At 54.1% G+C, this 25,893-nt stretch carries 19 protein-coding genes and 3 tRNA genes; 6 read left to right on the top strand and 16 right to left on the bottom strand.

What is annotated here, in order from left to right; all coding sequences use genetic code 11:
* Window positions 1-232 precede the first annotated feature (232 nt).
* The gene (locus tag CLV44_RS10470) at window positions 233-1,285 is read left to right on the top strand and encodes a tyrosine-type recombinase/integrase (RefSeq protein WP_106592061.1); all 1,053 of its coding nucleotides are present in this window, start codon (window positions 233-235) and stop codon (window positions 1,283-1,285) included.
* 11 nt (window positions 1,286-1,296) lie between these two features.
* On the opposite strand, the gene CLV44_RS10465 is transcribed toward CLV44_RS10470, so the two are convergent.
* The 6 genes from CLV44_RS10465 to CLV44_RS10440 form a co-directional block, all read right to left on the bottom strand.
* Window positions 1,297-1,372: transfer RNA gene (locus CLV44_RS10465), tRNA-Ala, on the bottom strand.
* 26 nt (window positions 1,373-1,398) lie between these two features.
* Window positions 1,399-1,474, bottom strand: a tRNA-Glu gene (locus tag CLV44_RS10460).
* Between the two features lie 96 nt (window positions 1,475-1,570).
* Window positions 1,571-1,646 (bottom strand) — tRNA-Ala (locus CLV44_RS10455).
* Between the two features lie 89 nt (window positions 1,647-1,735).
* Window positions 1,736-3,220 carry a glutamate--tRNA ligase gene (gltX, locus tag CLV44_RS10450; protein WP_106592060.1) on the bottom strand — a complete coding sequence of 495 codons (1,485 nt, stop codon included), beginning with the start codon at window positions 3,218-3,220 and terminating at the stop codon, window positions 1,736-1,738.
* 82 nt (window positions 3,221-3,302) lie between these two features.
* Window positions 3,303-3,677, bottom strand: coding sequence for a diacylglycerol kinase (locus tag CLV44_RS10445; protein ID WP_106592059.1), 375 nt, complete (start codon window positions 3,675-3,677; stop codon window positions 3,303-3,305).
* Window positions 3,674-5,362, bottom strand: a complete 1,689-nt coding sequence (locus CLV44_RS10440) for a phosphoethanolamine transferase (protein WP_106592058.1) — start codon at window positions 5,360-5,362, stop codon at window positions 3,674-3,676. Before CLV44_RS10440 ends, CLV44_RS10445 begins: the two co-directional genes overlap by 4 nt.
* Window positions 5,363-5,639: 277 nt before the next feature.
* On the opposite strand from CLV44_RS10440, the gene CLV44_RS10435 reads away from it, so the two are divergent.
* The 3 genes from CLV44_RS10435 to tal all read left to right on the top strand — a co-directional run bounded on the left by CLV44_RS10435 (window position 5,640) and on the right by tal (window position 9,109).
* Window positions 5,640-6,854: an OprD family outer membrane porin gene (locus CLV44_RS10435; protein WP_170069318.1), complete on the top strand. Its 1,215-nt coding sequence runs from the start codon at window positions 5,640-5,642 to the stop codon at window positions 6,852-6,854.
* Window positions 6,855-7,078: 224 nt separating this feature from the next.
* A complete protein-coding gene (dusA, locus tag CLV44_RS10430; protein ID WP_106592056.1) occupies window positions 7,079-8,125 on the top strand; it encodes a tRNA dihydrouridine(20/20a) synthase DusA in 1,047 nt (348 codons plus the stop codon).
* Between the two features lie 33 nt (window positions 8,126-8,158).
* A complete protein-coding gene (tal, locus tag CLV44_RS10425; RefSeq protein WP_106592055.1) occupies window positions 8,159-9,109 on the top strand; it encodes a transaldolase in 951 nt (316 codons plus the stop codon).
* A gap of 30 nt (window positions 9,110-9,139) precedes the next feature.
* Here the strand turns inward: tal and CLV44_RS10420 are convergent, their stop codons facing one another.
* From CLV44_RS10420 to ppnN, 10 genes are all read right to left on the bottom strand, one after another.
* Complete coding sequence (locus tag CLV44_RS10420; RefSeq protein ID WP_106592054.1) at window positions 9,140-9,625, bottom strand: STAS domain-containing protein; 486 nt, start codon at window positions 9,623-9,625, stop codon at window positions 9,140-9,142.
* Window positions 9,622-10,791 carry a PP2C family protein-serine/threonine phosphatase gene (locus CLV44_RS10415; protein ID WP_106592053.1) on the bottom strand — a complete coding sequence of 390 codons (1,170 nt, stop codon included), beginning with the start codon at window positions 10,789-10,791 and terminating at the stop codon, window positions 9,622-9,624. The genes CLV44_RS10420 and CLV44_RS10415 overlap by 4 nt, the downstream gene beginning before the upstream one ends.
* Before the next feature lie 73 nt (window positions 10,792-10,864).
* Window positions 10,865-11,569, bottom strand: coding sequence for an MlaA family lipoprotein (locus CLV44_RS10410; protein ID WP_106592052.1), 705 nt, complete (start codon window positions 11,567-11,569; stop codon window positions 10,865-10,867).
* A 224-nt stretch (window positions 11,570-11,793) separates the two neighbouring features.
* A complete protein-coding gene (locus CLV44_RS10405) occupies window positions 11,794-12,789 on the bottom strand; it encodes a porin (protein ID WP_170069317.1) in 996 nt (331 codons plus the stop codon).
* A 322-nt stretch (window positions 12,790-13,111) separates the two neighbouring features.
* Window positions 13,112-17,062, bottom strand: a complete 3,951-nt coding sequence (gene hrpA, locus CLV44_RS10400) for an ATP-dependent RNA helicase HrpA (RefSeq protein WP_245912662.1) — start codon at window positions 17,060-17,062, stop codon at window positions 13,112-13,114.
* A 28-nt stretch (window positions 17,063-17,090) separates the two neighbouring features.
* Window positions 17,091-18,752 (bottom strand): AMP-binding protein, encoded by a 1,662-nt coding sequence (locus CLV44_RS10395; RefSeq protein ID WP_106592050.1) that lies wholly within the window; start codon window positions 18,750-18,752, stop codon window positions 17,091-17,093.
* Between the two features lie 5 nt (window positions 18,753-18,757).
* Complete coding sequence (locus CLV44_RS10390) at window positions 18,758-19,540, bottom strand: class II glutamine amidotransferase (protein ID WP_106592049.1); 783 nt, start codon at window positions 19,538-19,540, stop codon at window positions 18,758-18,760.
* Window positions 19,541-19,543: 3 nt separating this feature from the next.
* Complete coding sequence (locus CLV44_RS10385) at window positions 19,544-20,014, bottom strand: bactofilin family protein (RefSeq protein WP_106592048.1); 471 nt, start codon at window positions 20,012-20,014, stop codon at window positions 19,544-19,546.
* Window positions 19,963-20,895 carry a M23 family metallopeptidase gene (locus CLV44_RS10380; protein ID WP_106592047.1) on the bottom strand — a complete coding sequence of 311 codons (933 nt, stop codon included), beginning with the start codon at window positions 20,893-20,895 and terminating at the stop codon, window positions 19,963-19,965. Before CLV44_RS10380 ends, CLV44_RS10385 begins: the two co-directional genes overlap by 52 nt.
* A gap of 74 nt (window positions 20,896-20,969) precedes the next feature.
* A complete protein-coding gene (ppnN, locus tag CLV44_RS10375) occupies window positions 20,970-22,355 on the bottom strand; it encodes a nucleotide 5'-monophosphate nucleosidase PpnN (RefSeq protein WP_106592046.1) in 1,386 nt (461 codons plus the stop codon).
* 207 nt (window positions 22,356-22,562) lie between these two features.
* On the opposite strand from ppnN, the gene CLV44_RS10370 reads away from it, so the two are divergent.
* Together CLV44_RS10370 and mqo are read left to right on the top strand one after the other, a co-directional pair.
* Window positions 22,563-23,951 (top strand): PhoH family protein, encoded by a 1,389-nt coding sequence (locus tag CLV44_RS10370; RefSeq protein ID WP_106592045.1) that lies wholly within the window; start codon window positions 22,563-22,565, stop codon window positions 23,949-23,951.
* Between the two features lie 243 nt (window positions 23,952-24,194).
* Window positions 24,195-25,808, top strand: coding sequence for a malate dehydrogenase (quinone) (gene mqo / locus CLV44_RS10365; protein WP_342748489.1), 1,614 nt, complete (start codon window positions 24,195-24,197; stop codon window positions 25,806-25,808).
* Window positions 25,809-25,893: the final 85 nt, after the last annotated feature.

Genomic DNA, 25,893 nt, shown 5'->3' with positions numbered 1-25,893 from the left:
TGCCGACCTCGGGCATGCAGTTGATCACGCTCATGCAAGATCCGGTAGAACGTGGACTCTGACGCCAGATAGCATCCCCGATCAAGCTGATCCGCAACGATAAACGCCGGTGGGCGGCTGCGATACCGCGGCTGATTGCAGAGCGATATCACAGTCTCGCGCTCCTGCTCTGACAGTTTATTGTGCGGTATCGGTCTGGGTACGGAACCTTCAGGCATTTCACCGCTGAGTCGTGGATGCCGCGAACTACATCGCACGCCACAACAATGAACGGCGCAACCACCCTACCTCAATGAAGCCATCAGGCAGCAAGCTGGGCACCCTCGCTCACTATGCCGGTGACTATATTGCACACCGAGAAACACAATCCCCCGATCTGAAAATGAAGCGCAGCTGGCGAAACCGCGGCTATGCGCTACACCAGTTCACCCGCACACTCACCAAGCAGATGGCTTACCTGGAACGATCTGATGTTAACGACTGGTGGGACACACTAAGCCACCACCAGCAGAAAGCTCGACATGCCGAGTTCAGGAAATTCTTCAACTACTTGATGGGTCGAAACCTACTTCCGCGCATGGATTACAACCCCTTCACCACAGCCGATGACCGGCCGCGCCTGTACACCCGTAGCCAACCTGCACGCCGTGCAAAGCGTCTGACCCGAGAAGGGTTCTGGGCGATTTATCACAGTGCCGGTGAGCTGGGTTACGAATGCCTGCAGGTCGCGATGGGCATAAGCCTACTGACCTTCATGCGTGAGGGTGACATTTGCGATTTACGCCTGGGTGAAGACATTGAAGATAATCTTATGAAGCGCGTGATCGGTAAGTCGGAGAACCAGAAAGGCAGCGCCAAGGCCGCACGCTTGCAATGGGATTTGGGCAATTACCAGCTGCTACGCAAACTGATTCAACGTTCCCGGATCCTATCACTACAGAACCGCCGATGCCCTTATGTGATCAGTCACTGGCCAAAGCAGCGACGCCTAGGCAAAACCAAGACGCATATCGCCCAAGTCACACCGCGCAGGCTGATAACCATGTTCGATGAATCTCGCAAACTTGCGGGTTTTACTGGTGATGACGCGCCAGGCTTCCACCACGTCAGATCATTAGCTGATAAGCTGGCAGCCGATGCAGGATTCCACATCAAGACGATACAGCACGCAATGGCTCATTCATCCGAAGAGATGACAAGATTGTACCAGGAAGGCCACGAGTTGCCGTATGAAGCAGTCGAGATCGCATTCACAGAGCAGCAAATAGGTGGTGACTTTGGGTAATTCAAGAGAAGTGGTGGAGCCTAGCGGGATCGAACCGCTGACCTCGACACTGCCAGTGTCGCGCTCTCCCAGCTGAGCTAAGGCCCCACATACAGGTTAAACCTGAGAAGAGATGGCGTCCCATAGGGGGTTCGAACCCCTGTTACCGCCGTGAAAGGGCGGTGTCCTGGACCACTAGACGAATGGGACATAACCTCACAAAAGCCTTCTAAAAATGCGTTTTTGTCCGCTTTTTTGTCCAGTTTTTGTCCGGTTAGCTTTCGCTAACCTTGTACCGTGCGACTTTGGTGGAGCCTAGCGGGATCGAACCGCTGACCTCAACACTGCCAGTGTTGCGCTCTCCCAGCTGAGCTAAGGCCCCTTCGTCACAGGACGGGGCGTATATTAATCGCCCCACCCTGCTGTGTCAAACACTTTTCACGAAAAGACTGTAAAAAATATTCTGACGAATCATGCGGTTAGCGCACGATACTCTTTCTCAAGACGTTTGGTTTCTTTCTTCGACGGAGAACCAACCACTTCAAGCGCATGACGCACACGTGCCCGACTCATGTCCGGTCCCAGGATTGACATCGCATCAACCACCGAAACGCTCTGCGAGGTCCCTGCTACAGCGACAAACAGCGGGAACAGGAAGTCACGGATTTTGACCTCCATGCCATCTGCCAATCCCTTAAGCTCGACAAAAAGGCTGTCGCGATCCCATTTGGTCTGCTGATCCAGATGCCAGACACTGAACTGCAGGATGCGACGAACCTCATCCATCTCGACTTTTTTGTGCTCGAAGTCTGCTTCAGTAATCGACAACATGCCGCCCAGGAAGAAACCGGCCAACGGCACCACGTCGGAGAATTTCTCCACACGCGGCTGGATCAACGGCACGATCTGCATCAGATACTCAGGATTCAACGCCCACTTCTGTACTTCTGCGGCGAACTGCTCAGACGAAAGCTCTTCACGAATCCACAGGCCGTTAAGCCAGCTGAGTTTCTCCTGATCAAAAACCGGACCACCCAAAGAGACACGCTGAATATCGAAATGAGCAAACATGTCGTCGCGATTGAACTTCTCACGCTCGTCCGGCATTGACCAGCCCATGCGTCCCAGGTAGTTCAACAGCGCTTCCGGCAGATAGCCCATACGCTGGTAGTACAGAATGCTGGTCGGATTCTTGCGCTTGGACAGTTTGGACTTGTCCGGGTTACGCAGCAGCGGCATGTGGCACAGTTGCGGCATATCCCAGCCAAAATACTGGTACAGCAGCTTGTGCTTGGGTGCCGAGTTGATCCACTCCTCACCACGAATCACGTGGGTAATCTCCATCAGGTGATCATCCACTACATTCGCCAGGTGGTAAGTCGGCATGCCATCAGACTTCAACAGAATCTGGGCATCAACCTGACCCCAATCCATTTCGATCGGGCCACGCAGCATGTCATCAATAACGCAGACACCCTCTTCCGGCACTTTCATGCGCACGACATAGGGCAAGCCCGCTGCCATACGACGCTCCACTTCTTCAGCAGGCAGTTCGAGATCACTCTGCTTCAACGCGGTGTGCTTGCCTTCGGCACGGCGGTTTTCACGCAACTCATCCAGTTCTTCCGCTGTACGGAAACACAGAAACGCTGTGCCCTCTGCCACCAGACGCATGGCAAAGTCCTTGTACATATCTTTACGTTCGCTCTGGCGATAGGGGCCATGAGGGCCACCAACATCGGGGCCTTCGTCCCACTCCAGGCCTAGCCAGCGCAGGGAATCCAGAATCGTCTGCTCTGATTCAGCGGTGCTGCGCGTCTGGTCGGTATCCTCGATACGCAAAATGAACTGACCACCATGCTGGCGGGCAAATGCGAGGTTAAACAGTGCAATATAGGCGGTGCCGACATGCGGATCACCGGTTGGAGACGGCGCTACACGGGTACGAACAGTCATGGTTTCCTGTACTCGGTCCTGTTGTGGTTGAGTAAAAGCGAAGATTATAGCCTGTGAGCAGGGCCTGCGACCATCATAGTGCTCAGCCGGTTAATCTGTCGAAGAGAATGCCTCCCCAGATCAACGCTGTAATCAGCAAAGAGAACAGCACAGCCGCCGAGCCCAAATCCTTGGCCAAGCCCGCCAATGTGTTGAACTCGGTACCGGCACGATCAACTACCGCTTCAATAGCGGTATTGAGCAGTTCCATAATCAAGACCAGCAACAGCGTACTGATCAGCAATCCCAGCTGCAACCCGGACTGCGCCACCCAAAACGCCGCCGGCAACATCGCCAGCGCGGCCCAGCTTTCATAACGGAAGGCTGGTTCATTAACATAAGCGGCACGAATACCTTTGATCGAATAACGAGTCGCATGATAGAAGCGCGCAAAACCCGTGGCTTTAGTGATGATCACTCCCTTCCCTCTTGTGGCTTCAAACGGCGCTCAAACAGATCACGGTATTCAGCGTCCAGTGTCGCATAAGGAATCACTGTCTTGCCATCGGCCAAGCGCACATTACGGCGCTCAAAGTCGATTTCGTAAAGGCTGCGATCAGGGAAAATCAACGCTGCACGCGGATCATTATGCAGTGTTTTCATAAACGCAGTCACAATGCGTAGACGATCACTCGGGATTTCACCCAATAAACTGATGCCGTCGATCGCCATCACCGGTTCGACCTGCATCAGTTCCAACATGGTCGCAAAGATATCGGCCTGGGAAACCGGCGCATCCACCTTTGTCTTTATCGTATCCAGTGCCGACACAGGCGGAAATACCAACAATGCATTATGCGTAACTTCCTCCATGAAATCGCCGTGAAACGCCCCACCTTTGCCCGTCACATGCTCACCATGGTCTGACGAGTAAAAAATCCATGCATCCGGTGCCTGAGCACGTACAGCGGCGAGCAGCTCATTCAGTACATAGTCGGTATACCAGACGGTATTGTCATAGGCATTGATGCTGTTCACGTCTGCTTCGGGCAGGAATTGCTTCATTGCAGCCGGCACCTGACTGGCAAATGGCGTATGGCTGCCACTCATTTGCATGACCAGCATAAACGGCGCATTCACATCCCTCTGCTCCTGCAGCCAGGGCCGGACGCCCTTATCCAGCACAGCACGATCATCCGCACCCACCGAAACACTCACGTTCGAGCTGAAATGCGTCCCTTGCGCGAAATGATCCAGATCCTGATCAACAAAAATCTTGTCGACATTGCGCCACTGGAAATCCTGCGCCGTAATCAGTGCAGTACCGTATCCCGCACTTTTAGCGTAATTGAACAGCGTCGGCACACTATATATAACGCCATGAGGATCAATCCCCTGCAAACCGGTCATCATGTAAGGCACCGAACAAAGTGTACGCGGACCGATACTGACCGCATTACGCAGCGCAACAACTTTACCCTCCCGCTCCAGCCTGACCAGATTCGGTGTCGTTTCACGCGGATAACCATAAATCTGCATATGATTAACATTGAGTGACTCGCCGATCACCATCACCATCGAGGGCGCATCCGGCAGCGCAGATTCACGATATACCAGGTCAGGCTTTGGCGGATAAGCATCACGGTTGTAATTGAATTCGACCGCACCAATCAAATTACCGGCATACGCGATGGGCGCAATCTGGAAATGTGGCGTGCCATACCAATTCAACGTAACCAGCAAAAAAGTTACTCCGCCCACTCCACCCTTGGACCAACGTAGCCAGCGTCGAGGCGACGCAGGTTGTCGCATCACCCACCACAGCAACGTACTGGCCAGCAATGCAATCAGTATTGGACGAACCCTTTCGCCATGCTCCAACCACAACGCCGCCGTCATCAGCGGGTCGCCCGCAAAGAAACGGAAATCGAACACAGTCACGAACTTGCGATAAATTCCGAAATAGGCACTTTGCGCAAAATACACCACCGCGCAGATGATCAGCAATCCAACTGCAAACCTCCGATGCTTGTCCCAATAGCCACGTACGCTGAACAGCAGCGTCCAAAGCACCAATGCACTCAAGCCAAAATTGACCCAGAAGCGTTTGCCTTTAATATTTTCCAGCGTCCAGCTGATATCTCGCACCAACAGCAGGTCCATTGCCAGGAATGCCACAAGCGCTAAAAACAGCGCCCCTAAACAATGAAATGACGTTTTCAATGCAGTCAAACCCTGGTTCTAATGTATTTATTGCGCATTATAACGGTCACTTTAGTCGACCTATAAGGTCACTGGCAGCGAAAGTTTACAGTTTAATGACCAGCAGTTTGAGGATTGGTTACTGTTTCACTACAATGGCGGCGTTTTAACATGGTTTAAGACCACTATAATGAAGAGCCCGTCCGCCACAAGAGACGAGCCAACTGGAGCTATCTCTATGAAATCGCTGTACAAAGCCCCGCTCGCACTGGCAATCGCTGCCAGCACACTGGCTTCGGCACCGGCCGCTTTTGCTGCCAACGAGCCAAGCCTGAACATCAACCTGCGCACGCTGTACTTCAACCGTGACTTCCATGACGGCGCTGAAGATCGCTATGCTGGCTCACAGGCTGTACGCGTAGATTATGTTTCTCCTTACTACAATGGCATGATCGGTTTTGATGCCTCCCTGTTCGGCGCACTGAAACTGGACGGCGGCAAGGAAGACGAAAAAATCGGCATGCTGCACGATGACAATGGCAACACCGACAGCTATGCCAAACTGGGCCAGGCGTACCTGAAACTGAAGCTGGGTGAGAACACCGAACTGCGTGCAGGCCGCATGGTGCTGGAAACAGCCCTGCTGTACGATGATGACTCCCGCTCTACCCCGAGCTCCACTCAGGCCATCAAGCTGGACACCAAGCTGGGCGGCGCTGATCTCTACGCCATCTACAGCGACCGCGCTGTTAACATGGCTGGCACCAAGTTCAATGAATATAAGGCTGGCGGCGAAGACTATGATCTGTACATTGTCGGCGGCGGCTACACCTTTGAAAACGGTCTGAGCATCCAGGCAGCCCACGGTGTTGCTGACGACTATCTGCGTCAGACCTACCTGAACGCGTCTTACCCGATCAAGCTCGCCAACGGCGACAGCATGCTGATCGATGCACACTACTACGACGGCTCTGATGATGGCAGCTTGTACGGCAGCGATTACGCCTCAGACCTGTTCAACCTGGCTGGCCGCTACACTACCGGCGACCTGACCATGACCCTGTCTTACCAGAAGACTGGCGATGAGTACTATGACTATAGCTGGGATGGCTTTAACAACGATAACCACATCCTTATGACGTGGAACTCCGTTCAGTATTCCGACTTCAATAACGCTGACGAACAGTCTCTGCAGGTACGTGCCGACTACACTGTTGCTGCCGTACCGGGTCTGAGCCTGATGGCGCGCCACACTGAAGGCTGGGATATCGATTCAGGTACTGATACCGATCTGGAAGAACGCGAAACCAACCTGGAAGCTAAATATGTATTCCAGGGCGGCACTTTTGAGGGCTTGTCACTGCGCGCCCGCGTTGCCCATGTTGAAAGCGAAATTGATAATGAGGTTGACGAGTTCCGCCTGATCGCCAACTACGGCTTCAGCGCACTCTGATCAACACTCTTCTGAGTGAGTAACGCCCCTACAGGCTCCTGAACAGGAGCCTGTTTTCGTTTAAACCAACACCATCTCCCCCCCACTGCCTTTTCATCACACCCGCCCACCCATGGTATGATTACAGCCATTACTTTCCCCTCGCCTCACGCATAGTGCCAAACCAAAACAGTCATGGTCAGGTTCGTGCAACAGGCCGGAAACACAGCACAAAACGGGCAAAAATGAACGAAAATCACGCAGTTGAAAACACAGTAAAATCAGGCGCTAACGCAGCAACCACGCAGGATACGGTGAATCGACGCTTCAGCGTTGCACCGATGATGGACTGGACGACATCAGACTGCCGTGTCTTCCACCGCCTGATGTCACGCCATACTCTACTCTATACCGAAATGGTGACGACCGGAGCCCTGATTCACGGCGATGCTGCACGTCACCTGGACTATCATGTCAGTGAACATCCGATAGCCCTGCAATTGGGTGGCAGCGACCCGCAAGCCCTGGCTCATTGCGCCCGCATGGCACAGGAGTGGGGCTATGACGAAGTCAATCTGAACGTGGGCTGCCCCAGCGACCGCGTTCAAAATAACATGATCGGTGCCTGCCTGATGGCACACCCCCAGCTGGTCAGCGAGTGTCTGGCCGAAATGCAGGCAGCCGTCCGCATTCCCGTCACGGTCAAACACCGACTGGGCATTGACGATCTGGACAGTTTTGAGCATTTGCACCGTTTCGTCGAAGCCGTCAAAGACGGCGGTTGCACCAGCTTCACCATACATGCTCGCAAAGCCATATTGGCTGGCCTCAGCCCTAAAGAAAATCGTGACATTCCGCCGCTGATCTATGACCACGTTTACCGTATCAAGCAGCTATTCCCGGAACTGGAAATCATCATCAACGGCGGCATCAAAACGCTTGATGAATGCGATACCCACTTGCAACACGTTGACGGCGTCATGATTGGTCGGGAAGCGTACCAGAACCCCTGGCCACTACTCAGCCAGGTCGACACACGTTACTTTGGTGATGACCGCACAGCACCGACCCGCATGGAAACCGCCCTTGCCTTTATTCCTTACCTTGAACAGCGGCTGGCTCAGGGTGCGCCTTTATACGCCGTCACCAAACACCTGCTGGGCCTGTTTCATGGCCAGCGCGGTGGCAAACAGTTCCGTCGCTACCTGAGCGAAAATGGCCACCAGCGCGGCGCTGCCGTCGATACATTCAAAGCCGCGCTCGCACTGGTAACGGACCACCAGAACCGATAACACTACGATGACATGGGTACAGGAAACCAACCGATGGACCAATTACAACAACTCAAACAGATGACCACCGTGGTTGCCGATACTGGCGATATTGATGCGATACGCCAATTTCAGCCCGTAGATGCCACAACCAACCCGTCACTGCTGCTTAAAGCCGCACAAGACCCAAAGTATGCCGGACTGCTTCAAGAAGCGCGTGATTGGGCCGTACAAGCAAATACCAGCCAGCAGACAGCACTTGAACGCATGACCGACCGCTTCGGCATACTGATCGGCCGCGAAATTACCCAACTGATTCCCGGGCGCATTTCGACCGAAGTGGATGCACGCCTCTCATTCGACACTGCCGCGACCGTGAGCAAGGCACATCAGTTGATTGAACAGTACGAAGCCTTGGGCATCGGCCGTGAGCGAGTACTGATCAAGATCGCTTCAACCTGGGAAGGCATTGAAGCAGGCCGACATCTGGAGCGTGAAGGCATCAACTGCAACCTGACCCTGCTATTCAGCTTTGCTCAGGCACAAGCCTGTGCCGATGCCGGTATCTTTCTGATTTCACCTTTTGTAGGCCGCATCCTGGACTGGCATAAACAGCGCCAGCCAGACGCCGACTTCAGTTTCGACAACGATCCTGGCGTTCAGTCCGTCAGCCGTATCTACCGCTACTACAAAACCCACGACTACTCGACCGTTGTGATGGGCGCAAGCTTTCGTAATATCGGTGAAATCCAGGCGTTGGCCGGCTGCGACCGCTTAACCATTAGCCCGGCATTAATGCAGGCACTGGCCGATGATAAGACGGATCTGACGCAGCGGTTGAAATCGAACATGGACAGCCAGGACAGTAAAAAGACACTGCAGGAAAGCGCATTCCGCTGGGCAATGAATGAAGATTGCATGGCACAGGACAAGCTGGCCGAAGGAATTAGGAATTTCGCTGCTGACCAGGTCAAACTGGAGCAGCTGCTCAGCCAAGCCAGATAAACCGGTTAAAAGACCGCACTGGAGCGGCTGTCAGCGACAGCTTTCCAGCGTGGTCACCAAATCCTTGAACGCTTCGCGATTGGAATCATTAAGGTCGATCAGTACCTTGTGCGCATCCAGAATACGCAACCGCACCTCTTCTTCCGATTCCTGTACAAAAGGCACCTGTTTAAGGTCACAGCGACTGACCGGCAGCTCAGGCACCAGAACGAACACACGATCGAATCCCATACTCAACAGAATCCGCGTGATATCCGCATGCGTGGACACCAGTGTCGGTTGCGGCATCCCTTTTTCAGCCGCCTTGATCGCCAGCTTGGCAATCAAACCAAGCGAAGTACTATCAATATTTTCGGTTTCCGTCAGATCAACCAGGGTATCGCTGACATCATCACGCTGAAGCACAGCCTCCAGGTGCCGCTCTATCGTGGAGCATAGCGTCAAGCGCACATCACCCACAAACTTCAGGACATAGTGCCCGTCACGGCAGGCGTAGTAGATTGCGCCATTGCTCATAAAGACTCTCTACGTACAGTCATGATCGCCAAATCATCGGGACTTACCCGCTCGGCCGGCATCATACTCTGCAAAAATGCCTCTGGCGACCCATGATTACCCTTGCAGTATTGCAACAATTTTTGCTCTTTCTGCTCCAAGGAGTCAGCTTCGATGATTTCCAGAATACCATCCGAGAACAGCGTTAATGAAAAGGCAGTCTCAAGCTCAAGCTCACACTCATCAAACACCGGCGCTTCAAACAACCCCAGCGGCATACCGCGCCCGCCCAGATAGCGCAGCTCAGCACCCTGCTGCAATATCGGCATCGGATGGTGCCCACCCACGGCATACCGAAGCACGTTACGCTTATGGTCGATCAAGCCGACAAACATGGTCAGATGTTTACCCAGGGACGTCAGCAGAAGCTCACGGTTGATACGATGTAGCGTATCTGATGGTGACAGAATGTCAAAACTCGAGCTGCGACGATAATTGCGCAGCAGGCGATGTGTCATATTTTTCAATAACACAGTGACCAGCGCAGAAGATGTTCCGTGGCCCGACACATCAGCCAGATAGAACAGACTCAAATCTTTGCTGACCGCCACCGCATCGACGAAGTCACCACTGAGCAACAAGGACGGACGCAACACATATTCAAAGACCATGCCGTTGATCTGCTGACGCACCGGTGGCAACAGGTTCTGCTGGACCTGCTGAGCAGCATGCTGATCCTCACGCAGTTCATCAAGGCTGCGCTCAAGGCTGTCTCTCAAGCCCTGCGCCTCCTCGATATAACGCGCTCGTCGCAGCTGGCGTTCAATAGAGCGCACAAACAATTGCGGGTGGAGATCCAACTCGCCAACCACATAGACATCGTCTGCACCGTTACGTAAAGCCGCCACTAACTGCTCAGCCGTTCCTTCACGGATCATCGCAACAACCGGCTTGGGATTGACCCGTTGCGCCAGCTGATCCATCAACAGACTACTGCCAACGGTAGCGAGGTCGAAGATCAACAGAGACACCGTGAAGTGCTCAAGCTGCTTATCAACCTCATCCATGTCTGCACACACAACCAGACGCAAATGCTGATGATCGCACTGCTCGCACAGCTCAAAAATACGGTCGATGGTGTGGGTGCATGCTGACAGCAGCAGCACCCTTTGCTCATTAAGACTCATTCATCAGCCATTGCATGTCATACCGACACCTGAGCTCCAACAGTAGACCCAAGCCCACATCGATGCAAGACAATCAGAAATCGCTGTCGTATTTGACCTCGACAGCACCATCATTGATTTGATATTCACGACGCTGCAGATAGGCATCACGCAGGAAGCTGTACTTATCCCCACTGACAATCTGCTCAGCCTTCAACAAGCGGCTACGGGTGTCCGCAAGGCGTAAGCCGTAGAGGCTGTTACGTGTCGGTACATGACCCGCATACCCAACCGGATCCGCTACCCAATCGACTGGCATTGACACGCCGTCACGCACGGTACTGGGGCCAAAGAATGGCAATACCAGATAAGGCCCTGACCCAACACCCCAGAAGCCCAGCGTCTGACCAAAATCTTCATTATGCACTTCAATACCCATCGGCGTAGCTACATCAACCAGACCTGCAAGACCAAAGGTAGTATTGAACGTCAAACGAGCAAAACTTTTGCCAGCCGCCTCAAACTTGAGCTGCAGCAAATTATTCAGCAGATTGCCAACATCACCAATATTATCAAAGACGTTGCTAACGCCTTGCTCAGCAAGATCCGGTGTTACATAACGGTAGCCCTGAGCAAATGGCTTGACCGCATAGCGATCAACATTTTCATTGAAGGTAAACATCGAGCGGTTGAATCCTTCCCAAGGGTCCTGCTCTGATTCCGCCATAACCGGCGCGGCCAACAACACCAACCCCAAACCAGTTACCCGAAAACCTGAACGCAGTGCAGATGTCAGCATGCCCAATCCTTAATAAGCAGAGTCATATAATGCGGCTATTCTAGCCCTGCAGCAGGCGGGAATAAAGCATTGCGCCATACGATTTATGCAGGATTAGACACCATAGTAAGCTGGCTGTTTTATTACAGCTGCCATATTGAAGAAACTATGATTTTCCAAAGGCAATAAACGCAAAAAGGCTCCCGAAGGAGCCTTTCTTAGCGAGGATCTAATATCAACTGATATTAGAAGTCCAGGCGGTAACCCAGAACCAGAGTATCTTTAGCAACATTCAACGCAGTAGCGATTTCGTCGTCGAATTCGGTGTAACCAACCCAAACGCGGCCTTTGTTGCCAAGCTTCTGCTCAACTTCCAGACCCCACTGATCGCCATCAACGTTGGCAGAGTCAATTTCCATATCACCGTAACGCGCTTTCAGAGTAGTGGCACCCATTGTGTAACCACCAGCCAATTCCCAAGCATTACGATCATCAGTAGTAACACCACCCTGATCTACTTCACGATCTTCGTAGCGAGCGGCTACAGAGAAGGCGTCCATCTTATAGCTGGCACCCAAACCCCACAGTTCCTGCTCCAGAGCAGCTGCGCCATCTTCTTCAGTCGCACCGTAAGAAGCGGAAACACGCAGACCTTCAACGCCAGTAAACTGAGCGCCGATGTTGTAACCGTCAACGTCATCGCGAGAATCATCGCTTTCGCCAGCAATAACGGCACCAGCAACAACCTGGAAGCCACCCATTACTGGTGAAGCGTATGCCAGAGTATTGTCGTTACGCTTGTGAGCGAAACCATTTTTGTCTGCATTGTTACCGATCGCAAACGCTTCACCGAACTCTTTATCTGCAGAGTTGAAGATATTGGTGTGTGAAACAACCATGGTGTAATGCGGGTGGTACTGACGACCGATCAGTGCAGTACCCCAATTACCGGTTGCACCCATGTAAGACAAGCGCGGCGCAAACATATCAGCACCGTAACCGCCTTGATCGGTAGTATTGATATTAGCTTCCCAGTGGAACAGACCTTTGGTGCTTTCCAGACCCAGATCTACGTCGCCTTTGATACCGATGCGAGTAGATTCATCACGCAGGTCCAGATCACGGTTGTCCTGAGACACCAGGCCAGCACGGAAAGAACCGTACAGAGTAGCATCAGCCTGAGCGACGATCGGAGCAGTCAGAGCACCAGCAACAGCCAGAGCAATCAGTGACTTTTTCATTAACACTTCCCCTTCATTCAACATACTAGTAGTGAATTCTAGTTTTTCTTAGCACGCAAAGCGCTACCAGAAAAATACTATAAATCCAGATTATTGCAAACCAATGAAAGCAAAACATTTTAATGCTGCTGCCATCTGTTTGCCATGTTGTTTGGCAATTGCACTCCTTGCGAGGGATATGGCCCACTACGATTGGGCAACCACCTTAAATTAACGGCATTACACCACAGCTTTCCATGCACGCGCAACCTTTGAAACATATACCCACCCATAGCTTGATAGGCATCAAACTATCACTCTAATAACGTCGTGAATACACGACTCAAAGCGCCTGAAGTGCTTGTTTGAGGCGTTTTTCCGAAACCGTTTCCCGGGTACCCAATTGCTGAGCAAACAGGGAAACACGATACTCCTCAAGAAGCCAACGAAAACGTACCAACGCATCCGGGCGCTCATTGCGTGCAGCATATTCCTGCTGTTTTTTCAGATATTGTTGGCGCAGCCCCGCCAACTGCTCTGACCACAGGCACTGCTGGCGCAAATCGCGCGCATATTTCTCCAATCGTACTTCTATCGCCTTAAGGTAACGCGGATATTCCGGCAGCCAAACCGCCTCGGTATCAACGAGATAATGACGATGCATCAGATCAGCCAACTGCTGCTTGATGTCGTTCAATACCGGTACAGCCTGCAGGTTGATCCTGCCGTTCAACTGTTTATTGATCCTGTGTACCGACTGATGACAGACATGGATGAACTCACCCAATTTTTTCATCTCGGCCGCAAGATTCGCGCGCATTGGCTCCTTTAACAGCTCAAATGCCCTATCATCACGTGGCAAGTGACCCGCATCCAAGCCGGCCGCACGCTGTACAGCAAGCAGCAGCGCATCATCCTCCAACGCTCGACGCTCAAACAACTTACCGGTCAGAATCAGGCTTTCGTTCAACCTGGACAGCTCACGGCGTAGATACTTTAACTGCTGTGCAGGCACGGACAGCAGTAACAACCGCGCCACCCCCCGCACACTGGCATATGTCGCCACATCAGCCGAAGGCATCACCTTCAGCTCAACGTTATCCTTATTGTCGACCAGTGCCGGCCAGACTTCGACCTCAATCCCGCCCGCCTGACGCAGCAATACCGATTCAGAGAGCTCGCCAAACGTCCAGCCGGTCAACTCACTCTGCCCCCACTGCTCAGATGGCCCCGACTGCAATGCCGCTTCCGCCTGATCGCCAAAGCGTGCATTCAGCCTCTCCCAGCTACGCCCACTACCGATCACCTTGTTACCGTCATCACGCAAACGCAGGTTAAAACATAGATGATCCGCCAATTCCACTGCCCGCAGCACATCTGCTGCCACTCGAGTGCCGGTCATTCGCAGTAACTGCAACGCCAACGCTTCGTACAAATCACCTTCACCAAATACCGCGACATTGCAGAACGCCTGCGCATAGTTGGGCACCGGCACAAAGTGTTTGCGCAACTGCTTAGGCAATCCTTTGAGGATAGCCGTGACTTTCTCTTCCAGCATACCCGGCACCAACCACTCCAGGCGCTGCAATGGTGCTACCCGCAATAGAGCCAGCGGCAACTCCAGGGTTACGCCATCATCTTCTGCGCCGGGTTCGAACTGGTAACTGAGCGGCAATTCAATACCATCCAGCGCCAGTGTATCCGGGTAACGGGCACCGCTGACATGCTGGGTATCTCGTTGCAGAATGTCCTGCTCCTGCATGAACAAAGCCTGAGGATCCTGCTGTTCCAGCTGTGTGCGCCAGTGTTCAAACCCTTTGCCATTGACGACATGCGTACCGCCAAGCGCTGCAAAACGTTCGGCATAAAAACGATAAAGCTGCTCTTCATCCACCAGCAAATCACGGCGGCGAGACTTATCTTCCAGCGCAGCCACGCCTTCCAGCAGCTGCCGATTGTGCGCAAAAAATGGGGCGCGGGTTCGGTACTCGCCTTCCACCAACGCGCTGCGAATAAAGATTTCATGCGATACAACCGGATCGATACTGCCGTAGTTGACCTTGCGCCGCGGCACAATGATGACGCCGAACAGACTGACCTGCTCGGAAGCAACAACCTGCGCACGCTTCTGCTCCCAGTGCGGCTCCATCCAGCTGCGCTTGACCAAATGCTTGGCCAGCGGCTCGATCCACTCGGGCTCAATCCGCGCTACCTGATGTGCAAAAAGCTGGCTGGTTTCCAACATTTCAGCTGCAATCACCCACTTGGGTGCTTTTTTGAACACACCGGAAGCCGGGAAAATCTTGAAGCGACGATTACGTGCACCCAGATATTCACCCTTTTCCTGCTTGAAACCGATATGGCTAAGCAAGCCTGCCAGCAGTGAACTGTGAATGGCTCGGTATTCGGCTGGTTCTGTATTTTCCTTGAGATCCAGTTCGCGCACGCTCAGTAGCAGCTGGCGATGCACATCACGCCACTCACGCAGACGCATGAACGACAGGAACTGTTTCTGACACCAGCGACGCAGCTGGCTCTGACTCAGCTCATCGCGCTGCTCATGCCACAGCTGCCACAAATTCAACAGGGTCATGAAATCCGACTCTTCGTCGGTATATTCCTTGTGCTTCTGGTCAGCGGCCTGACGTTTGTCGTGCGGTCGCTCACGTGGATCCTGCACACTGAGCGCACTGGCAATCACCAACACCTCTCGCAGCGCATCCTGACGCGAGGCCTCAATCACCATACGGGCGATACGCGGGTCGACCGGCAAACGCGCCAACTGGCGACCGACCGGGGTCAGTTGACGCCGTCCATCCACCGCTCCCAGCTCCTCAAGCAGATTGTAACCATCGTTAATCAGCCGCGTATCGGGCGGATCAACAAAGGGAAACTCACGAATATCCCCCAGCTTGAGCTGCAACATCTGCAAGATAACCGCCGCCAGATTGGTGCGCCGGATCTCGGCATCGGTGAATTCGGGCCGCGCAATAAAATCCTCTTCGGAATAAAGGCGAATACACACCCCTGGAGCAACACGACCACAACGCCCAGCGCGCTGATTGGCGCTCGCCTGGGACACGGCCTCTATCGGCAAGCGCTGCACTTTGGAGCGATAGCTGTAACGCGAGATACGCGCAATACCGGGATCAATAACATAACGAATGCCCGGCACAGTCAGTGAAGTTTCCGCCACGTTGGTCGAGAGCACGATGCGCCGCCCGGCCGACCGCCGTTCATTGAACACACGGTTTTGGTCGGCCAATGACAAGCGGGCATACAATGGAATCACTTCAGTGTCACGCAACTGCGCCTTGCGCAACGCTTCAGCCGTTTCACGGATTTCACGCTCACCCGGCAAAAACACCAGAATATCGCCCGGGCCACCACTGTGTTTGGCCAGATCGATATCAATCAGCTCATCCACCGCCGCCAGAATACCCTGCTGCAGATCGACCGCTTGCTCATCATCGCCTTCCATTTCATGCAGCGGTCGATACAGCGTCTCAACCGGATAAGTTCGACCGGACACTTCAATGACGGGCGCATTGTCAAAGTGCTGCGAGAAACGTTCCAGGTCAATCGTGGCCGAGGTGATGATCACCTTGAGATCGGGGCGGCGCGGCAAAATCCGCTTGATGTAACCGAGCAGGAAATCGATATTGAGGCTGCGCTCATGCGCCTCATCGATAATCAGGACTTCATACTTGTCCAGAAAACGGTCGCGCTGGGTTTCCGCCAGCAGAATACCGTCAGTCATCAGCTTGATCTGGGTAGTGTCCGACACCTGATCATGAAACCGCACCTGGTAACCGACGCGCTCGCCCAGCGGCGTATGCAGCTCTTCCGCGATGCGCGCCGCGACCGTACGTGCAGCCAGACGCCGGGGCTGGGTGTGGCCGATCATGCCCGCACATCCAAGCCCAAGCTCAATGCATATCTTCGGAATCTGAGTGGTCTTCCCCGATCCGGTTTCACCGGCCACCACCACCACCTGATTTTCGGCAATTGCCTTGAGCAGCTCGTCACGGCGCTCGGACACCGGCAGATCCGGATACTTTGGCACCGGCGGCAACGCGCGCAGCCGGGCTACCTGAGCACAGGATGCCTCTATACGCTGCGCGACTGCTGCCAGCTTATCGGGATCGGGGGCCTGCTCACGCCGCAACCGGTCCAGCTCGCGACGAAGCGAAAAACGGTCGGCGATTCGGCAGTGAATCAGCTGCTCTTGGAGTGTCGGAATGCGGATGGACAAAACGGTTGCAACCTTGTAGCGGATGAATGAAACGGCCACATATTATCCATCAACCCAAGGGTAATTACTAATGCACGCGCTGCCCTTGCAGTGCCCTGTCGCGCAGGTCTCGACGCGACACCTTGCCAATGGCCGTACGTGGCAAACGCTGACAGAATTCAACCGAGCGCGGCACTTTGTACGCGGTCAATCGTTCACGACAATACTCACGCACCTCACGGATCGACAACTGCTGATTGGCCGGTACGACATACAGTTTGATCTGCTCGCCACGGTTGCTGTCCGGTAACCCCACCACCGCACACTCGACAATATCGGGGTGGCAGGCGATTACATCTTCCAGTTCACTGGGATAGACCTTAAAGCCGGAGACGTTGATTACCTCCTTGCGCCGATCAATCACCCTCAGATAACCATCGTGATCGATCAAACCGATATCACCGGTATCCAGCCAGCCATCCTGAAGCACCGTTTCAGTTTCATGCCGTTGATGCCAATACCCCGACATCAACTGAGGCCCCCGTATCCGGATATTCCCGCTTTCCCCCGGCGGCAGCACATGACCACAATCATCTACAATGTGTACATCCGTTTGCACCAACGGCTTACCCACCGTCCCCAGGCGGATCGCGTCCGGGCAATTAACACTGACAACCGGCGAGCATTCGGTCAGGCCATAGCCTTCACAAATGTCCTTGCCGGTCACCGCATGCCATCGTGCCGCCACCGCTCGGGTCAGCGACATGCCACCGGAAACCGTTAACTTGAGCGACGAAAAATCCAGCCGCTGAAACTCGGGCTGACGACACAGATTCACAAACAAGGGGTTGATGCCCGCCAGAACAGTAGGGTCCAGGCGATCCCAACAGCGCACCAGACCACGGACACGGCGCGGATCCGGTACCAGCTCGATGTACGCTCCCAAGCTAAGCATCAGCAGGGTCAGCGTAAAGGAATAGATATGATAGAGCGGCAAAGGCTGCAGCAAACGCTCCTGGCCCGGCACACAATATTGACTGATCAATGCTTGTAATTGGGTCAAATTAGCCAACAACGCAGCTTCAGTCAGCATGGCGCCCTTGGCTGGACCGGTCGTCCCGCCGGTGTACTGCAGCAATGCCAGAGAAGCCTCGATACCCGTGGACTCAGACGGCTGCCAGATCAACTTTGATCCCTTCTGCATCACGGCCGTCAGAGCAATCTGCCGCACCCCCGCAGCGCGTCGAGTCGACAGCAAGACAGGACGCATGCCTCGCCGCTTCAACCGCGCCAGCAGGTTGAGCCCACATCGCCTTAACGGCGGATGCAGGTCTCCCAGCTCGGTCGTCACCAGATACTCAACCGCCGTGGACGCGAGGCATTGCGTCAATTCAACCGGCACCGGAGCAAATGCCACGATTGCACGGGCACCGGAATCGCGCAGTTGCTGACACATTTCTTCACAGCTGTAGAGTGGGTTGGCATTGACCACAACCAGGCCTGCACGCCGCGCCCCGAACAGCACCACCGGATACTGCATGATATTGGGAAGCTGCAAGACAATGCGATCACCCGGCTTCAGGTCGGTCTCATGCTGCACCCAGGCCGCAAACCGGCGCGACAGCCGATCAAGATCAGCAAAACTGATCCGCGCCCCCAGGTGGCCAAATGCAGGCTGTTCATCAAAACGTCGCGCCAACTGATGCACCAGATCAGACAGACTGGCAACGTCAGGACCAATCGCCTGCATAGAATCTACTCCTTCAGCTGGGCAACCACTTCTCCATCGACAAACACAACCATCTCACCCGTTGCCAGTTTTTGCCAGCATTCATTATTGGTCAGCGGCTCGGTTGCTATCACCGTGACTACATCATTCGGCGTAGTCTCGGCACCGAAATCCACACTGACCTCACAATCCTTAAGCCGCGCCTCACCAAAGGGCGAGCGCCGGGTAATCCAGGCCAGTTTTGTTGTGCAATAGCAGAACAGGTGCGTCGATTCGCTCAGCAACATATTAAACACGCCCAGCCCGCGCAACTGGTCACAACAGGCATGAATAAACGCCTGCAATTCCGCCCAATCAGATGGCCGTTCGGGATAACGACTGCGGATCTGACCCAGCAGCCAACAGAACGCATATTCGCTGTCGGTTGTACCCACCGGATGATAAAAAGTCAGCGGCCAGTCGAATAACTGTCGGTCCAGCTGACCGTTATGGGCATAGGTCCAGCTGTACCCCCACAGCTCTCGACTGAACGGATGGGTATTTTCCAGACACACCGAGCCGACGTTAGCCTGGCGGATATGACTGACAACCACCCGACTTTTGATCGAATAATCCGCGACCAGACGTGCGATCCGCGAATCGGCACTGGGCTCGGGATCATGAAAGCTGCGCAGCCCTTTGCCTTCATAAAACGCGATACCCCAGCCATCGCGGTGCGGCCCGGTCCGTCCGCCACGCTGCATCAGCCCGGTAAAGCTGAAACAGATATCGGTTGGCACGTTGGCACTCATGCCCAAAAGTTCACACATGGATCAATCCTTTTCACGGCTGAGGGTAATGCGGTCCGGCAATGCCCCGATCAGGGCATAATCGAGCACATCATCATCCTGCGCCACTGACGAGACCGGGTGGTACTCAAGCTGGGCAGGCACATGCTGCAGGCGACGCTCGCCGAGAAAGCAGCCTTGCGGATCGATACTTAAACAGTCGCTGAGCACAATCGCGCGCACCTGCCCGCCCTTTTCAATATGCAAAGATGCACAACAAAGATCACCTTCCAGCACACCACTGACATTGACATGGCGGGCACTGATTCGCCCACGCACAACCCCGTGGCGGCCGATGGTAATATCATCTGCCGACTCTATATTGCCCTCGAAGATACCATCGACATGGATCTTGCCGGACACATCCATGTCACCCTTGAGATGATTACCACGGGCAATAATTGTTACTGCGCCCCGGCCTGATTTAGCGGATACATCGCGCTTAAGGATTCCCATGGCACCTCCTCGACCTCGGTAAACAACGTATTGAACTGGTCCAGACCCCACTGCAGAAAAGGCTCTGGATTCAGTGGCCGGTACAGGAAGCGAACCTCGTAATGCAGATGCGCGCCTGTAGACCGACCACTATTGCCGCTCAATGCGATCTGCTGCCCCTTGTGTACAAAGGTGCCACTTTCAACCAGCACTTTCTGCAGGTGGGCATAATAGGTTTTAAAACCAAGATTATGCTGCAAAACCACCAGGTTGCCAAAGCCGCTGCCTTTACGGTAGCCACTATATTCCACAACACCATCGGCCGTCGCATAAACCGGTGTGCCCCGCTCAGCCTTGAAGTCCATGCCATTGTGCATCTTGCGTGTTTTCAGTACAGGGTGTTGACGCATGCCGTAACTGTCATTCACCCGCTCGGCCGATATCGGCACGCCATTGGGGATGCTGTGCAGCAAAAACAGGCGCTGCCGCACGGCCATCTGAGTCAGCGCCAACCGCTGCTCCAGGGTCATGCTGCTCGGCTCCTGCTGCATTCCCAGCCGAGTTTCCAGATCACTGAGCGTTGCGCCGATTTCCTGATTCTCTTCTGCCAGGCGCGCGCGCTCGGCACTGAGATCGGACAACGAAGCACCCAGTTCATCCAGCTCCGATATATACAGCTGCTGCGTTCCCAGCAACAGCTGGTATTGCTCATTCAGATCCTGATGATTGCGTTCCAGATCACCCAGATCATCATGGGTTTTGACCAACAACCAGTTGGATACAAAGAAACTGAGCACCGATAACACCACAAAGGTCAGGAGCAGATAGGCGAGCAGCTGATGCAGATAGATCTGACGGGACCCATGTAGAGTCGTCAATGTCAGGACAAGTTTACGTCGCAAATGGGGTACCCTATTAACCCAAAACCGATCACTATACGCGGTTGGCGTCCCTGCCTCCACGCATCAATCACAAATCATGACGCTTTACTGTCTGTCGCCAAACGGAAGCAAGGCTCATATTCCTCATGATTGATTTTCATGCGCCGCTGTTCAACAAAAGCTTGTAACAACTGATCCAGAGCCTCGATGACATTGGCCTCGCCGCACAACTCAAAAGGCCCATGCGTTTCGATGGCACGAATGCCAGGTTCCTTGACGTTACCGGCGACAATTCCCGACAGCGCCCGGCGCAGCTGTGCCGCCAAAGTATGATCAGGCTGATTACGCGACAGGCACAAACCGTACATCGCCTCGTGCGTCGGCTCAAAGGTCTGCTGTAGCGCCAACGGGATATGCAGCTGCCAATTGAAATGGTAAGCCTCCCCCGTTGCCTTGCGATACTCCGTAACCTCATCCAGACCTTCTCGCATGGCCTCGGCTACCCCGTGCGCATCATCAATAATAATGCGATAGCACTGCGTAGCCCGCTCGCCAAGCGTGGCGCGGATAAACCGGTCCACCGTGTCAAAGTAGGCTTCGCTGCCCGCCGGTCCGGTAAAGATCAGCGGGAATGGCTGCTTGCGGTTTTGCTCCTGCAACAGAATCCCGAGGATATAGAAAATCTCCTCGGCAGTGCCCACGCCCCCAGGGAACACAACAAAGCCATGACCCAAACGTACGAACGCTTCGAGACGCCGCTCAATATCCGGCATGATGATCAATTCGTTGACGATCGGGTTCGGTGACTCGGCCGCAATAATGCCCGGTTCGGAAACACCCACATAACGGCCGTCGCGGATACGCTGCTTGGAGTGGGCAATGGTTGCCCCCTTCATCGGTCCTTTCATCGCGCCAGGACCGCAGCCGGTGCAGATATTCATCCCCCGTAGCCCCAGCTCATACCCCACGTACTTGGTATATTCATATTCGGCACTGGCGATCGAATGCCCGCCCCAGCACACCACCATATTGGGTTTTACATGAGGGCGTAGCGTATTGGCATGACGTAACAGATTGAACACCTGATTGGTAATCGCACTGGAAGCATCCAGCCCGTCACAGCAGGATTCAACCTTGTCGGCCACATACAAAAGGTCACGCAACACCGCAAACAGATGTTCATGAATCCCCTGGATCAACTCACCATCAACAAATGCCGTGGCCGGAGCGTTAATCAGATCAAGCTGTACACCTCTGTGCTTCTGACTGATTTGCACATCAAAGGCATGAAAGCGATCCAACACCTTGCGCGTACTATCCAGCTCACTGCCGCAATTCAGGACCGCCAGCGCACACTGACGAAACAGGGAATACAAACCGCTCTGGCTTTTGTCCTGCAGACGGGCCACTTCATAAGGAGAGAGTACGTCGAGGTTGTCCAACGGGGTCACGCTGGAAGTAATGTAATGCTCGGTCATCATGCTGACCTCCTTGTTCCTTCCGAATACTGCTGAGCGCATAAAACGTATGCGCCACTTAACTATGAACGCTGTTATCAAATTTTACTACTGATGCATCATCAGCCGCATAAACTGCTCAGCATCATTAAAAGCCGATGTCAGATTATTGTATTTGCCACATTCATGCATTAGCTTGAAGTGATCACGGTTGTACAAGGAAGCCTTGCGATGCCTGCATCAAAATTGTATATCCTCGACACCAACGTGTTGCTGCACGATCCCAAATGCCTGTTTCAGTTCAAGGAGCAGGACATCACCATCCCGATGACCGTGCTCGAAGAACTGGACGGCATAAAAGATCGCAAACAGAGTGTCGCTGCGGAGGCTCGTCACGCCATCCGCGTGATCGACAATATCCTCTCATCTGCCAGCAATTCCGGCCAAATCACCAAGGGCGTACGCATTCTGCTGGAAGGCAAGGAGCGAGAACACAAGCTCGGCAAACTTTCCATCTTCCCGGACCATGAGTTGACTCCGCGGCAAGGATTCCTCCCCGACACCAGCAACAAGGACAATCGCATCATCAATTGCGCTCTGCACCTGCAGGCGACATTCCCGCACCGCCAAATCGTGCTGGTCACCAAAGACATCAACATGCGCCTCAAGGCGCTGGGGGCCGGACTACAACGCGTAGAAGACTACCGTACCGACCAGCTGGTATCGGACATCGAGATGCTGCCGGCGGGCCATCACCACCTTGAGGCACCGTTCTGGGAAGGCGTGGACAAGGTGGACAGCTTTCAGCGCGACGGCCGCACCTATCACAAGGTGGACCGTAACCTGCTGCCCAACACCTACCTGAACGAATATATCTACGACGACAGCAAGGATTTTGCTGCCCGCACAGCGGAAATAGACGAAACCACCCTGACCCTGCTCGACCTCGGCTATGAACGGCTCATGGATCAGGTGTGCTGGGGCATACAGCCCATCAATATTCAGCAGGCATTCGCCATGCAGTCATTGATGGACCCGGAAATAGATCTGAGCATACTGCTGGGTGCCGCCGGCTCCGGCAAAACGCTGATCGCACTGGCCTGCGCATTGGAAATGGTGATTGAGGAACAGCGCTTCAACAAGATTATTGTCACCCGTTCCACCCCGCCAGTGGCCGAGGATATCGGCTTCCTGCCGGGTACCGAAGAAGAAAAGATGACGCCCTGGATGAGCTCCATCAACGATAACCTGGAAGCGATGCACGAACAGGATGAGCGCCCCCAGAGCAGCGTCAAGTACGCACTGGAAAAGGCCAACATCCAGTTCAAGTCACTCAACTTCATTCGTGGCCGCAGCATTCAAAATGCCATTGTACTGATCGACGAGGCCCAGAACCTGACCCCGCAGCAGCTGAAGACCATCATCACCCGCTGCGGCAAGGGCACCAAGATGGTGTGTCTGGGCAACCTGGCTCAGATTGACTCCAATTATCTCACCCCCCTGACCTCGGGCCTGACCTATATCGTCGAGCGTTTCCGCAACTTCGAAGGCTCTGCCAGCGTCCATTTCGAAGGCATCTTCCGCTCGCGCCTGGCCGAGTACGCCGAAGAACATCTCTGATATCCACCCTCTGCAGCGGGTATACGTCCGCTGCAACACACCTTTTCCGGTCTGCAGACCAAAGTCTAAAAATCCCGCCGATTGCATATATCATGCGGGTTACAGAGCTGTTACGCGACTTTTCCGCCGGCCTTTGCCAACACTTCGAGTTTTATTCTATGAACAGTTGAATATAATGCACCGCACCAAAGTACTAAGCGTAAATAATCAATCAAGCTGCCCGTCACATCATCCAATCGAAGGATGTCGATGGCAGTGAGACCCGGAAGTCCTGTCGGACAGATCGACAGATTCTCTGCAGGGCGTGCCACAAGCCACCTTCTGCGGTCTCCAATCCCATTGTTTACGACCAAATGGCGAACTCATATGACCACTAAAACTGTAGATGTGCTGCTAGTCGGTGCCGGTGCCATGAGTACCACCCTCGGGATGATACTCAAGCAGCTGGATCCGAGCCTCAAGATCTGTATGGTCGAACGTCTCGACCATGTCGCCCGTGAAAGTACCGATGGCTGGAACAACGCCGGTACCGGCCACGCTGCCTATTGTGAACTCAACTACACGCCCGAACAGGCGGACGGCAGCATCAACACCACTAAAGCGTTCGCGATCAACACCTCTTTTGAAATCAGTCTGCAGTTCTGGTCCTACCTGGTCGAGCAGGGCAATCTGCCGTCTCCCAAGGAATTCATCAATCCGGCACCGCATTCCAGCTTTGTCTGGGGCGAGAAGAACGTCGAATTCCTGCGCAAGCGATATCAGGCACTGAGCCAGCACCACTGCTTCAAAGACATGGAATACAGCGAAGATCACGACACCCTGCTTGAGTGGATGCCGCTGATCATGAAAAACCGCGATCCGGCAGAAAAGGTTGCAGCAACTCGTGTCCGTTACGGCTCCGACGTCAACTTCGGCGCGCTGGCACGCTGCATGGTGATGAATCTGGAACAGCAGGAAAACTTTGACCTGCTGCTCAGCCGCATCGTGCAGGATCTGGACCAGCAGGCTGATGGCAGCTGGAACGTTAAACTGAAGAATACCGCGACTGGCAACAACGAAGTGGTCAACAGCCGCTTTGTCTTCCTCGGTGCCGGTGGCGGTGCATTGCCGCTGCTGCAGAAATCCGACATCCCGGAAGGCAAAGGCTATGGTGGCTTCCCGGTCAGCGGCATGTGGCTGGTCTGCAAGCGCCCTGAAGTCATTGAGCAGCACATGGCCAAAGTCTATGGCATGGCACCGATCGGGGCACCGCCCATGTCGGTTCCGCATCTGGATACCCGCATCATCGACGGCAAGAAAGCCCTGCTGTTCGGTCCGTTTGCCGGTTTTACCACCAAGTTCCTCAAGCAGGGATCGTTCATGGATCTGCCCTGCAGCATCAGCATGGGCAACCTGAAGCCGATGCTGTCAGTGGCCAAGAACAACATGGACCTGACCCGCTATCTGATCAGCGAAGTGATGCAGTCACACAGTTCTCGCGTTGATTCGCTGCGCAACTTCTTCCCTGAAGCCAAGGATGACGACTGGGAACTGTCCTATGCCGGGCAGCGTGTCCAGATCATTAAGCCGGGCACTGAAACCGCCGGTAAACTGGAATTCGGCACTGAAGTAATCACCGCTAAGGACGGCAGCCTCGCCGCCCTGCTCGGCGCTTCACCGGGTGCCTCTACTGCCGTCAGCGCCATGCTGAGTATCGTCGAACGCTGCTTCGAAGAACGCCTGCAGGAAGATAGCTGGAAACAGAAGCTCCGTGAGCTGGTGCCGTCTTACGGCCAGAGCCTCACCGACGATGCCGAACTGCTTAACAGCGTACGTGCACGCACCCTGTCGGTTCTGGAACTGGATCGCCAGGCCTGAGCCCTGTAACGGGAACCCTCGGGTTCCCGTTTACCCTTCATATCACTGGCCAGTCGTGATGCCAGAGGCTATCATCAGCAACAGA

This window comes from Marinobacterium halophilum (assembly GCF_003014615.1).
Lineage (GTDB): Bacteria > Pseudomonadota > Gammaproteobacteria > Pseudomonadales > Balneatricaceae > Marinobacterium > Marinobacterium halophilum.
This window is presented reverse-complemented; position numbering and strand designations above follow the sequence as displayed.

Bases quoted from the DNA above. Each gene is read 5' to 3' on its own strand.
- CLV44_RS10370 (WP_106592045.1), top strand. From the start codon at position 22,563: ATGCCTGCATCAAAATTGTATATCCTCGACACCAACGTGTTGCTGCAC.
- CLV44_RS10395 (WP_106592050.1), bottom strand. From the start codon at position 18,752: ATGCAGGCGATTGGTCCTGACGTTGCCAGTCTGTCTGATCTGGTGCAT.
- CLV44_RS10420 (WP_106592054.1), bottom strand. From the start codon at position 9,625: ATGAGCAATGGCGCAATCTACTACGCCTGCCGTGACGGGCACTATGTC.
- CLV44_RS10440 (WP_106592058.1), bottom strand. From the start codon at position 5,362: ATGGACCTGCTGTTGGTGCGAGATATCAGCTGGACGCTGGAAAATATT.
- tal (WP_106592055.1), top strand. From the start codon at position 8,159: ATGGACCAATTACAACAACTCAAACAGATGACCACCGTGGTTGCCGAT.
- CLV44_RS10385 (WP_106592048.1), bottom strand. From the start codon at position 20,014: ATGGGAATCCTTAAGCGCGATGTATCCGCTAAATCAGGCCGGGGCGCA.
- mqo (WP_342748489.1), top strand. From the start codon at position 24,195: ATGTCGATGGCAGTGAGACCCGGAAGTCCTGTCGGACAGATCGACAGA.
- CLV44_RS10410 (WP_106592052.1), bottom strand. From the start codon at position 11,569: ATGCTGACATCTGCACTGCGTTCAGGTTTTCGGGTAACTGGTTTGGGG.
- CLV44_RS10415 (WP_106592053.1), bottom strand. From the start codon at position 10,791: ATGAGTCTTAATGAGCAAAGGGTGCTGCTGCTGTCAGCATGCACCCAC.
- gltX (WP_106592060.1), bottom strand. From the start codon at position 3,220: ATGACTGTTCGTACCCGTGTAGCGCCGTCTCCAACCGGTGATCCGCAT.
- dusA (WP_106592056.1), top strand. From the start codon at position 7,079: ATGAACGAAAATCACGCAGTTGAAAACACAGTAAAATCAGGCGCTAAC.
- ppnN (WP_106592046.1), bottom strand. From the start codon at position 22,355: ATGATGACCGAGCATTACATTACTTCCAGCGTGACCCCGTTGGACAAC.
- CLV44_RS10405 (WP_170069317.1), bottom strand. From the start codon at position 12,789: ATGAAAAAGTCACTGATTGCTCTGGCTGTTGCTGGTGCTCTGACTGCT.
- CLV44_RS10435 (WP_170069318.1), top strand. From the start codon at position 5,640: ATGAAATCGCTGTACAAAGCCCCGCTCGCACTGGCAATCGCTGCCAGC.
- CLV44_RS10390 (WP_106592049.1), bottom strand. From the start codon at position 19,540: ATGTGTGAACTTTTGGGCATGAGTGCCAACGTGCCAACCGATATCTGT.